This is a genomic window from Pedobacter foliorum (assembly GCF_013266735.1).
Lineage (GTDB): Bacteria > Bacteroidota > Bacteroidia > Sphingobacteriales > Sphingobacteriaceae > Pedobacter > Pedobacter foliorum.
On the sequence record NZ_JABSNU010000006.1, the window covers coordinates 29,614 to 43,528 of the forward strand.

Below are 13,915 nucleotides of genomic sequence, written 5' to 3' on the forward strand. Positions count from 1 at the left end.
CTACCTTTTAATAAATAACCAACCTTTATAAACAGTAACCTTTCCTGATTTCTCTTTTCTACTTATAATATAGTAGTAAGTACCTTCATTAAGATCGCTTCCGTCCCAATCATTCAAGTAATTTTTAGAGTGATAAACTTCATTACCCCATCTATTAAATACCGCGACTTCGGTTCCCGGATAGTTTTCGAGCCCTTTGATTTTGAAGGTATCATTATTACCATCTTTATTCGGGGTAATAATATTAGGTATCACAAAATCAGCTTCGGCTACAATCGTTTCAACGGTATTACTTAAAGCCTCTATCGGAGGACCGTCTGTCGTTTGTGCTTTTGCCGTATTTACAAGTCTGCCTGTAAATGTTTTAGACACTTTTCCTGTAATTGTGATCTTAATTTTATTATCCTGCCCTGATGGAATATCAGCCAGCAAACTTACATTATTCCCGCTACCTATTTCTCCAGATATGATTTTTGCCGTACCTGCAATGGTAGCTTTCCAGGTTACATCTACAATATCTATTGGAACACGATCGGTAATGTCGATGTTTAATGCATTGCTCTGTCCTGTGTTAGCAAGGTCTATTGTATACGTAATTGCCTCTCCAGATTTAAGTTCAGCAGGTCCAGCTTTAACAATTGCAAGTCCAGGGTTTCTGGTTACCGTTGTTTCTGCTGGCGGAGTTACCACTGGCGGATTACCCGGTTCAGATGGTGTTGCCGTTGCGATATTGCTCAACTTACCATTAAACGATGGATCAACTGTTCCTTTTACGGTAATCGTGATCTTGTTGCTTGCTCCTGCCGGAATGTTTCCTGTTACCGAAATCGCATTACCATCGCCACTTGCGCCAACTGTTATCGCTGCACTGCCTGCATTTGTGGTAGTCCATTTAACATTACTAATCTGAGCCGGTACATTATCGGTAATCACCAGATCTTTAGCGTTACTTGATCCTGTATTGGCAGCTTCAATCACATAAGTAATTTCATTACCGGCATTTATGGTTGCAGGTCCAGTTTTGGTAATTACAATGCCCGGTTTACCACCAACTATAGTTTCTGATGGTGGAGTTACCACTGGCGGATTACCCGGTTCAGATGGTGTTGCCGTTGCAATATTGCTCAGTTTGCCATTAAACGATGGATCTACTGTTCCTTTTACGGTAATCGTGATCTTATTGTTTGCTCCCGCAGGGATGTTTCCTTTTACTGAAACAGCATTACCATCACCACTTGCACCAACTGTTATCACTGCACCACCTGCATTTGTGGTAATCCATTTAACATTGCTGATTTGAGCTGGTACATTATCAGTAATCACCAGATCCTTGGCATTGCTCGATCCTGTGTTGGTCGCTTCAATCACGTAAGTGATTTCATTACCGGCATTGATCGTTGCAGGTCCAGTTTTGGTAATTACAATACCCGGTTTACCAGTAACTGTGGTTTCAACAGGTGGAGTTACCACTGGCGGATTACCCGGTTCAGATGGTGTTGCCGTTGCAATATTGCTCAGTTTACCATTAAACGATGGATCTACTGTTCCTTTTACGGTAATCGTGATCTTATTGTTTGCTCCCGCAGGGATGTTTCCTTTTACTGAAACAGCATTACCATCACCACTTGCACCAACTGTTATCACTGCACCACCTGCATTTGTGGTAATCCATTTAACATTGCTGATTTGAGCTGGTACATTATCAGTAATCACCAGATCCTTGGCATTGCTCGATCCTGTGTTAGTCGCTTCAATCACGTAAGTGATTTCATTACCGGCATTGATCGTTGCAGGGCCAGTTTTGGTGATTACAATACCTGGTTTACCAGTTACTGTGGTTTCAACAGGTGGAGTTACCACTGGTGGATTACCCGGTTCAGATGGTGTTGCTGTAGCAATATTGCTTAACTTACCATTAAACGATGGATCTACAGTTCCTATAATATCTACAACAACACTTCCATTTACAGGCAAATCTGCTGTTAAGACTACATTATTAGTACTACCGGTCGCACCCGCACTGATTACTGAACCTCCGGTTACTGAACTACTCCAGCTTACATTTGTAATTTGTGCAGGCACAATATCCTCTAATTTCACTCCCGTTGCTGATGATGGACCTGAGTTAGTAAGAACCAAGTTATAAGTAACCTTTTCTCCTGCATTGAGTGCCGCTGGGCCACTCTTAACAAGGGTCAGGTTTGAGTTCTTAACAATCGCTGTAGTGATCTCATTTGATGGAACAGGTGGGTTACCCGGTTCTAATGGCGTTACTTTAGCGGTGTTGCTGATGCTTCCAGCGATTGCACTTGCAGGTACTTGCCCAACAATGTGAACAATCACCTTGGTACTGCCTGCCGGTAAATCTGCATTTACACTCACTGCATTGCCTGTACCGCTTGCTCCGCTATGGATCACCCCTCCTGAAATCGCTTCTGTTGTCCAGCTTACATTGGTTAATGTTGCAGGAACAGCATCAGTAATCACTGCGGCCATGGCATTACCTGGACCTGCATTGCTCACCTCTAGCATATAGTTTACAGTTCTGCCTGCCACTACGATGCCTGGTCCTGATTTCACAATACTGATACCTGATTTGTTCACCACTTTGGTGGTCACATTTGATGAGGTAACAGGTGGATTGCCCGGCTCTGATGGGGTTACCGTTGCACTGTTTACCAGCTGACCGGCAAAGCCTGCATCAATGGTTCCTTTCACAAGGATGTTCACCTCATTACCTGCACCCGCCGGAATATCGGCTTTCACATTCACCATATTCCCTGTACCGGTTGCACCACTATTAATGGCAACTGCTCCAGATCCGGCAGCTGTCCAGCTTACATTGCTGATACCTGCCGGTACTGCATCGGTAATCACCGCCTGATTGGCATGACTCGGACCATTGTTCACTACCCTGATCGTGTAGCTGATTGCTGATCCTGACACACCATTCTGTGGTCCTGATTTGCTGATCGCCAATCCCGATACATTGTTGATCGTGGTTTTAACTGTACTGCTGTTGTTCGCTGTATTGAAATCGGTAATCCCTGCCGGAAGCTGTACCTCAGCTGTATTGCTGATACTGCCTGCAGGGGTACCTGCTTTAACTACACCATTTACATTGATGGTAATATAGTTGCCTGCGCCAACAGAGATGTTACCAATTGTCTGGATTGTATTGCTGTTACCACTGGTGGCACCGGTAAGTACCGCTGACCCACTGCTTACTGCGGTCCAGCTTAACTGCTCTATCGCTGCCGGTACATTGTCCCTTATCGTCAGACCACTCACATCAATCGGCCCAGCATTACCTACTTTTATGCTGTAGGCAATTGCCGATCCTGCTGAAGCTGTTTGTGGGCCTGTTTTATCAATATGGATATCGGTCGACTCGTTTACTGCAGTCACTACCGAACTTTCCCTTACCCCATTCGCTGTTACCGTTACTGTATTGGTGAAACTTGCATGGGCAGTAGTTTTTACCGTACCTGTGATGTGAATCGTAATCGCGGTATTCTGATCACCATCAGCAGGGATATCTGCGGTGGTCGCAATGGTGTTCGTTGTTCCGCTTGCTCCGGTTTTTACTACAGCGCCTCCTGTAGCTACAGCGGTCCAGCTGCTTACCGCTACATCTGCAGGTACAGGATCAGAGATCTGTGCACCGGTAATGTTACCTGCACCACCATTTCGGATCACAATTGTATAATTGATCGGATCACCGATATTGGTGGTCGAAGGTCCGCTTTTCGATACTTTAAGTACAGGGTCGTTGTCTACTTTGGTACTTACTGAACTGCTGTTTGAAGCCGGTTCAGGATCTGTTACCGGACTGCCCGTCGGGAAGTTGGCCGTAGCCGTATTGGTAAACACCGTGCCATCGGCATTGCTTGCTTTTGCCCTGCCTTTGATCTCGATATCGATCTCTCCGGTGCCCGAAGGAATGTTTCCAGTAATATCGATATTACCTGTTCCACTAGTGGCACTCACTGTTGCCCCGTTTTTAACCGTCGCTGTCCAGGTTATATTTTCAACATTCGAAGGAATAGCATCTTTGATCTGTACACCAGGGGCATCACTTGGACCGTCGTTGACTACCCTTAAATTATAGGTCAGCATCTCACCTGCCCCAATATTTGCAGGACCCGATTTGATGATCCTTACATTGGCCACTCGGCTGATCGCCGTAGTTACCGTACTGGTAGCCGGGCTAGGATCGGTAGTGCCTGCAGGTGGGGTAGCCGTAGCCGTGTTTACAATTGAAGGATCACTATAACCAGCGGCTATGGTTCCATTTATCGTAACCAGCACACTGCCTGTTCCTGATGGAATATTTGCACTGACATTGACCGTATTCGTGGCACCACTGCTTGCGCCATTGATCGTCGCCCCATTCTGACCTGTTGCGGTCCAGCTCACATTGCTGATGCCTGCAGGGATCACATCCGAAATACTCACATTGCCTGCATCTGATGGGCCTGCATTGCTGACAGTAAGGCTATAAGTAATCGCTGATCCTGCAACAGCGGTCTGAGGACCGGTTTTCTGAATGCGCAGATCTGCTGTTTTACCAACATTGGTGGTCACCTCTTCTGATGGAACAGGTGGATTACCCGGTTCTGAAGGGGTAGCAGTAAAGCTGTTTTTCAAGGTGCTGCCTGCAAAATTCGCCGCTACTGTACCTTTAATCACTACTGAAACCGAGTTGGCTGCACCTGCAGGCAGGTTCACCTTCAGGTTCACCGCATTACCGGTACCTGTACCGTTCTCCACTATTGTTGCCGTACCATTATTGATTGTGCTCCAGCTTACATTGGTGATACCTGCCGGAACCGCATCACTGATGCTTAAGCCCTTCGCATCACCAGGCCCATCATTAAATACCTGCAGGGTATAAGTAATCCCTTCTCCTGCTGAAACCGTTGATGGTGCTGATTTAACTGCACGAATGTTTACTTTATTATTGATGGTGGTGGTAATCGTATTCGAGTTCACCGGTGGAATACCAGGCTCTGAAGGACTCGCTGTCGCCACATTGCTGATCGTTCCTGGTAAGGCCGACGATGGCACTTTTCCACTCACGGTAATCACAATGCTGTTGCCTGCTCCTGCTCCAACATCTCCTTTTACTACAATACTGTTACCTGTACCATTGCCTCCAGAACTTACTACCGCAGTACCTGTTGTGGCAGTGGTCCAGCTCACCTCGGTTAATCCTGCCGGAACCGCATCGGTAATCGACAGGTTCTGTGCATTGGATGGTCCATTGTTGGTAGCCGTTAAAGTATAGGTTACCGACTGCCCTGCTGAAACTACTGATGGCCCGGTTTTTACCAATGCTATTGATGGTGACTGGTTAACAGCTGTACTTACCGTTGAAGTTACAGGACTTGTACCCGGTTCCGATGGTGTTACGGTAGCACTGTTTTCTAAACTGCCACTTGCCGAAGCATTCACTGCTCCATTTACCGTTACACGGATCACATTGCCAGCACCCGCCGGAATGTTGGCATTCAATGATACCGAATTACCTGTACCATTTGCGCCACTTAAAATAGTTGCAGAGCCTTGTGCTACTGCTGTCCAGCTTACATTGTTTACATCTACAGGTACAATATCAGTAATCGCTGCATTGTCTGCATTTGCAGTTCCTGTATTGCTCACATTAAGCGTATAGCTGATCGCCTGTCCAGCTGAAATACTTGACGGACCATTTTTAACAATTGCTAAAACAGGAACCTTATTTACCACTGCTGTACTTGTTGAACTTACCGGTGTCGTATTTGGTTCCGATGGTGTAGCTATCGCCGTATTGGCAAGGTTACCATTAAACGATGGCGCAATGGTTCCTTTCACCGTAATCAGGATGGTATTGCCACCTCCTGCAGGAATATTTCCTTTTACAGTAATTGCATTGCCTGTACCAGTACCACCTGAAGTAATTACTGCCGATCCGAAAACACTACTGCTCCAGCTTACATTGCTTAATGTAGCCGGCACAGCATCACCGATGGACAAACCAACTGCATCACTTAAGCCGGTATTACCTGCCGTGATGGTATAAACAACCTCTTCTCCTGCATTAGCTGTTGCAGGTCCTGTTTTACTGATCACTACTCCCGGTTTAGAACCTACAGAGGTTTCAACTGGCGGAGTTACCACCGGTGGATTGCCTGGCTCTGAAGGCGTACCTGTTGCGATGTTGCTCAGTTTGCCAACAAATCCAGCATCAACCGTTCCGGTTATACTGATTGTGATCTTATTATTTCCAGCTCCTGCAGCCAAATCACCGATAACCAATACTTGATTTCCAGTTCCTGAAGCTCCAGAATTTACTTTTGCTGTGCCAGACGCTGTAGCTGTCCAACTTACATTTTTCAATTCTGCTGCAACAGCATCTTTTATAGAAAGTCCGGTAGCATTGCTTAATCCATTATTTACTGCTTCAATGATGTAAGTAACCTGACCGCCTGCTGTAGCAGTTGCAGGACCGCTCTTAGTAATTACTACAACCGGTTTCTGGCTCACTTCAGTTTCTACCGGTGGTGTTACCACTGGCGGGTTACCCGGTTCTGATGGGGTAGCCGTAGCAATATTGCTCAGCTTACCTGCAAACGAAGGATCTACTGTTCCTTTTACCGTGATGCTGATCTTACTGCCGTTACCTGCAGGGATGTTGCCTTTTACAGTAATCATATTTCCTGTACCTGCACCACCTGTACTTACTATTGCAGTACCTGAAGCGGTAGCTGTCCAGCTTACATTACTTAAACCAGCCGGTACATTATCGGTAATCACCAGATCTTTGGCATTACTCAATCCGGTATTAGCAGCCTCAATCACATAGATAACCTCTGCCCCGGCTACTGCGGATGCAGGACCGGTTTTAGTTAACGTAATAACAGGTTTCTGGTCTACAGTAGTTTCTACCGGCGGTGTTACCACTGGCGGAGTACCCGGCTCTGATGGTGTAGCTGTAGCAATATTGCTCAACTTGCCATTAAACGAAGGATCTACTGTTCCTTTAATTGTAATAATTACCTTATTCCCTGCTCCAGTAGGAATATTACCCATTACAGAAACTGAATTTCCAGTTCCGTTTGTACCCGCTGTAATCAATGCTGTTCCGGCAGTACTGCTGGTCCATTCTACATTGCTCAGTTGCGATGGTACATTATCAATAATTGATAGTGCTTTAGCATCACTCAATCCTTTATTAGTTGCTTCTATCACATAGGTAACTATATTACCTGCCGTAGCTGTAGCCGGACCTGTTTTAGTAATCACTATTTCCGGTTTACCTGTCACCGTTGTTTCCACTGGCGGCGTAACTACAGGTGGATTACCTGGCTCTGATGGAGTTCCAATAGCGATATTACTCAATTTACCAGAGAATGAAGGATCTATAGTTCCACTGATATCAATGGTAACACCATCATTTGTTCCGGAAGGAACAGTTGCAGTTACACTTACGGAGTTACCGGTTCCTGTTTGTCCTATAGTAACAACTGCATTTCCAGAAGTTACTGCTGTCCAACTTACATTGGTTAAACTGGCAGGAACAGCATCTGTTATTACTGCGTTTGTTGCAGTACCCGGTCCACCATTGCTAACATGAATCTGGTACTTCATTACCTGACCCGCGGTAGCAGTTCCTTGTCCTGATTTAGTGATACGTAGACTTGTAAGATTACTTACAGTTGTATTTACTTCTGAGGTCAGGTCTGGTTTTCCTACCTCTGAAGGTGTTAGAATAGCTTTATTTGTTAAGACACCTGCATAAGTTGGGTTTACCTTACCTACTACTTTAACCACAATACTTCCATTTACAGGAACATTGGCGGTTAATGCAACGCTATTATTGTTGCCTGTAGCTCCGGTACTGATTACTGAACCAGCTGATGTTACACTTGTCCAGCTTACATTGCTGATTTGAGCCGGAACTGCATCTGCAAGTTTTATACCTATCGCATCTGATGGGCCTGTATTGCCTATCGTTAAAGTATAGGTAATCTCTTCTCCTGCATTCAGTGCCGCCGGGCCACTCTTAACAAGGGTCAGGTTTGAGTTCTTAACGATAGCTGTAGTGATCTCATTTGATGGAACAGGTGGGTTACCCGGTTCTGACGGCGTTACTTTAGCAGTGTTGCTGATGCTTCCAGCCGTAGCATTTGAAGGTACTTGTCCAACAATGTGAACAACCACCTTAGCACTGCCTGCCGGTAGATCTGCATTTACACTCACTGCATTGCCTGTACCGGTTGCTCCGGTATGGATCACCGCTCCTGAAATCGCTTCTGTTGTCCAGCTTACATTGGTTAATGTTGCAGGAACAGCATCAGTAATCACTGCTGCCATGGCATTACCAGGACCTGCATTGCTTACCTCTAGCGTATAGTTTACAGTTCTGCCTGCCACTACACTGCCTGGTCCTGATTTCACAATACTGATACCTGATTTGTTCACCACTTTGGTGGTTACATTTGATGAGGTAACAGGTGGATTGCCCGGCTCTGATGGGGTTACCGTTGCACTGTTTACCAGCTGACCGGCAAAGCCTGCATCAATGGTTCCTTTCACAAGGATGTTCACCTCATTACCTGCACCTGCCGGAATATCGGCTTTCACATTCACCACATTCCCTGTACCGGTTGCACCACTATTAATGGCAACTGCTCCCGATCCGGTAGCTGTCCAGCTTACATTGCTGATACCTGCAGGTACTGCATCGGTAATCACCGCCTGATTGGCATGACTCGGACCATTGTTCACTACCCTGATCGTGTAGCTGATTGCTGATCCTGACACACCATTCTGTGGCCCTGATTTGCTGATCGCCAATCCCGATACGTTGTTGATCGTGGTTTTAACCGTACTGCTGTTGTTCGCTGTATTGAAATCGGTAATACCTGCCGGAAGCTGTACATCGGCTGTATTGCTGATACTGCCCGCAGGAGTACCTGCTTTAACTACACCATTTACATTGATCGTAATATAATTGCCTGCGCCAACAGGGATGTTACCAATGGTCTGGATTGTATTGCTGTTGCCACTGGTGGCACCGGTAAGTACCGCTGACCCACTGCTTACTGCGGTCCAGCTTAACTGCTCTATCGCTGCCGGTACATTGTCCCTTATCGTCAGACCACTCACATCAATCGGCCCAGCATTACCTACTTTTATGCTGTAGGCAATTGCTGATCCTGCTGAAGCTGTTTGTGGGCCTGTTTTATCAATATGGATATCGGTCGACTCGTTTACTGCAGTCACTACCGAACTTTCCCTTACCCCATTCGCTGTTACCGTTACCGTATTGGTGAAACTTGCATGGGCAGTAGTTTTTACCGTACCCGTGATCTGAATCGTAATCGCGGTATTCTGATCACCATCAGCAGGAATATCTGCCGTGGTCGCAATGGTGTTCGTTGTTCCGCTTGCTCCGGTTTTTACTACAGCGCCTCCTGTAGCTACAGCAGTCCAGCTGCTTACCGCTACATCTGTCGGTACAGGATCGGAGATCTGTGCTCCGGTAATGTTACCTGCACCACCATTTCGGATCACAATCGTATAATTGATCGGATCACCAATATTGGTACTCGAAGGTCCGCTTTTCGATACTTTAAGTACAGGATCGTTGTTTACTTTGGTACTTACTGAACTGCTGTTTGAAGCCGGTTCAGGGTCTGTTACCGGACTGCCCGACGGGAAGTTGGCCGTAGCCGTATTGGTAAACACCGCACCATCGGCATTGCTTGCTTTTGCCCTGCCTTTGATCTCGATATTGATCTCTCCGGTGCCCGAAGGAATGTTTCCAGTAATGTCGATATTGCCTGTTCCACTGGCCACGCTCACTGTTGCCCCGTTTTTAACCGTCGCTGTCCAGCTAGCATTTGCTTCTATTGCCGATGGCAATACATCTTTGATCTGTACACCAGGTGCATCACTTGGACCGTCGTTGACTACCCTTAAATTATAGGTCAGCATCTCACCTGCCCCAATATTTGCAGGGCCAGATTTGATGATCCTTACATTGGCCACTCGGCTGATCGCCGTAGTTACCGTACTGGTAGCCGGACTAGGATCGGTAGTGCCTGCAGGTGGGGTAGCCGTAGCCGTGTTCACAATTGAAGGATCACTATAACCAGCAGCTATAGTTCCATTTATCGTAACCAGCACACTGCCTGTTCCTGATGGAATATTTGCACTCACATTAACCGTATTCGTGGCGCCACTGCTTGCGCCATTGATGGTCGCCCCATTCTGACCAACTACAGTCCAGCTCACATTGCTGATACCTGCAGGGATCACATCCGAGATGCTCACATTGCTTGCATCTGATGGGCCTACATTAGTTATGGCAAGGCTGTAAGTAATCGCTGATCCTGCAACAGCGGTCTGAGGACCGGTTTTCTGGATGCGCAGATCTGCTGTTTTACCAACATTGGTGGTCACCTCTTCTGATGGAACAGGTGGATTACCCGGTTCTGAAGGGGTAGCAGTAAAGCTGTTTTTCAGGCTGCTGCCTGCAAAATTCGCCGCTACTATACCTTTAATCACTACTGAAACCGAGTTGGCTGCACCTGCAGGCAGGTTCACCTTCAGATTCACCGCATTACCGGTACCTGTACCGTTCTCCACTATTGTTGCCGTACCATTATTGATCGTGCTCCAGCTTACATTGGTGATACCTGCCGGAACCGCATCACTGATGCTTAAGCCCTTCGCATCACCAGGCCCATCATTAAATACCTGCAGGGTATAAGTAATACCTTCACCTGCTGAAACGGTTGATGGTGCTGATTTAACTGCACGAATGTTTACTTTATTATTGATGGTGGTGGTAATCGTATTCGAGTTCACCGGTGGAATACCAGGCTCTGATGGAGTAGCTGTCGCCACATTGCTGATCGTTCCTGGTAAGGCCGACGATGGCACTTTTCCACTCACGGTAATCACAATGCTGTTGCCTGCTCCTGCTCCAACATCTCCTTTTACGGAAACAGTATTACCTGTACCATTGCCGCCAGTGCTTACTGTTGCACTACCTGAAGCTACTGCCGTCCAGCTGACATTGGTTAATCCTGCCGGAACCGCATCGGTAATCGACAGGTTCTGTGCATTCGATGGCCCATTGTTGGTAGCCGTTAAAGTATAGGTAACCGACTGTCCTGCTGAAACTACTGATGGTCCGGTTTTTACCAATGCTATTGATGGTGACTGGTTAACAGCCGTACTTACTGTTGAAGTTACAGGACTCGTGCCCGGTTCTGATGGTGTTACGGTAGCACTGTTTTCTAAACTGCCACTTGCCGAAGCATTCACTGTTCCGTTTACCGTTACACGGATCACATTACCAGCACCTGCCGGGATGTTGGCATTCAGCGATACCGAATTACCAGTACCATTTGCACCACTTAAAATAGTCGCCGTACCATCCGCTACCGCTGTCCAGCTAACATTGTTCACATTTACAGGAACAATATCAGTGATTGCTGCATTGTCTGCATTTGCTGTCCCTGTATTGCTTACATTAAGCGTATAGCTGATCGCCTGTCCTGCTGAAATGCTTGCAGGTCCGTTTTTCTGAATCGATAGTACCGGGGTTTTGCTCACCACGGTAGTACTTGTTGAACTTACCGGTGTCGTGTTCGGCTCTGCCGGGGTAGCTGTAGCTGTATTGGCAAGGTTACCATTAAACGATGGGGCAATGGTTCCTTTCACCGTAATCAGGATGGTATTGCTGCCTCCCGCAGGGATATTTCCTTTTACACTAATCGTATTTCCTGTACCAGTACCACCTGAGGTGATTACTGCCGATCCCGACACACTGCTGCTCCAGGTTACATTGCTTAATGTAGCAGGTACAGCATCACTGATGGTCAAACCAACTGCATTACTTAAGCCGGTATTGCCTGCTTCGATCAGGTAAATCACCTCTGTACCTGAAACTGCCGTTACAGGACCTGTTTTATGGATGGTTACTCCCGGTACAGAACCAACTTCGGTTTCTGCAGGTGGGGTTACCACCGGTGGGTTGCCCGGTTCTGAAGGTGTACCTTTCGCCGTATTGCTCAATTTGCCTACAAATGAAGGGGCTATAGTACCTTTGATAGTGATGGTGATCTTATTGCCGTTACCTGCAGGAAGATTACCGGTTACACTGATTGTGTTACCTGTACCTGTTCCTCCTGAAGTCACTAACCCTGATCCGGTTACACTGCTGCTCCAGCTTACATTGCTCAGCTCCGCAGGTACATTGTCAGTAATCACCAGGTCTTTTGCATTGCTCAATCCGGTATTGCTGGCCTCAATCACATAAGTAAGCTCGGCTCCGGCAACCCCGCTTGAAGGGGCTGTTTTAGTGATCACGATAACCGGTTTCTGGTCTACAGTAGTTTCTGCAGGTGGAGTTACCACTGGCGGATTACCCGGTTCTGACGGGGTAGCCGTAGCAATATTACTCAGCTTACCTGCAAACGAAGCATCTATGGTTCCTTTTACGGTAATGCTGATTTTACTGCCATTGCTTGCAGGGATATTACCGGTAATGCTGATCGCATTGCCCGAACCATTACCTCCTGCACTTACCATTGCAGTACCCGATGCAGTTGCGGTCCAGCTTACATTATTTAAGCCGGCCGGTACATTATCGGTAATCACCAGATCTTTGGCATTGCTCAATCCGGTATTTGCGGCTTCAATTACATAGGTAATCTCTGCTCCGGCTACTGCTGTTGCAGGACCGGTTTTAGTTAAGGCAATAACAGGTTTCTGGTCTACAGTAGTTTCTACCGGCGGCGTTACCACTGGCGGAGTACCCGGCTCTGATGGCGTAGCTGTAGCAATATTGCTCAGCTTACCTGAGAACGAAGGATCTACCGTTCCTTTTACCGTAATAGTAACCTTATTCCCTGCCCCAGCCGAGATGTTACCATTTATATTTATAACATTACCACTACCTGTTGATGAGCCATTGATACTGCTATTACCCGTGGTGATTGCTGTCCAGCTTACATTGTTTAATGCAACCGGAACCTCATCAGTAATTACCAGATTACTGGCATCACTTAAACCGGTATTACCTACCTCAATTACGTATGCAACCTCAGCCCCGGCTGTTGCGGTAGCCGGACCGGTTTTAGTTAATGTTATTGAAGGATGACGGCTAACATTTGTCTCTACCGGTGGAGTTACTACCGGTGGATTACCTGGTTCTGATGGTGTAGCTGTAGCCATGTTACTCAATTTGCCTGAGAACGAAGGATCTATAGTTCCACTAATGTCAATTACAAGTTCATTACCTTGTCCGGCAGGAATAGTTGCAGTTACACTTAGTGCATTGCCTGTTCCTGTAGCCCCGCCAGTAACCTGTACTGATCCTGTTGCGTTTGTTGTCCAACTCACATTACTTAATGTTGTTGGTATATTATCAGTAATAATTGCGGCCTGAGCAGTACCAGGTCCATCATTACTTACATGGATTTGGTATTTCATTACCTGACCTGCGGTAGCAGTTCCTGCACCGGTTTTGGTAATACTCAAAGCTGATACATTTTTAACTGTAGTAGTTACCGCTGATGTTAATGCTGGTTTTCCTGTTTCTGAAGGGGTAAGTGTTGCAGTGTTCGTAAAGTTTCCGGCAAATGTTGGATCTACTTTACCTGTTACACTCACCAATATGCTTCCATTTACAGGAACATTGGCGGTTAAACCTATCGTACTACCAGTTCCTGAAGCTCCGCTACTAATTATAGCTCCGCCATTTACAGTACTGCTCCAGCTTACATTTTTAATTTCGGAAGGGACAACGTCACTTAACACAGCTCCGCTTGCCACTGATGGACCTGCATTGCTAATGGCAATAGTGTATGTAATCGTTTCTCCTGAATTTAATGTTGATGGCCCATTTTTAACA

At 46.5% G+C, this 13,915-nt stretch carries 1 protein-coding gene (cut by a window edge); it reads right to left on the minus strand.

Annotated features, from left to right (window positions below):
* Nucleotides 1-13,915: the final stretch of a DUF7927 domain-containing protein gene (locus HQN83_RS13400; RefSeq protein ID WP_173090867.1), read on the minus strand. The gene runs 18,770 nt beyond the window's last position; 13,915 of the gene's 32,685 nt are visible here — the last part of the coding sequence; its start codon lies beyond the right edge, outside the window — the gene reads right to left on this strand; its stop codon occupies nt 1-3.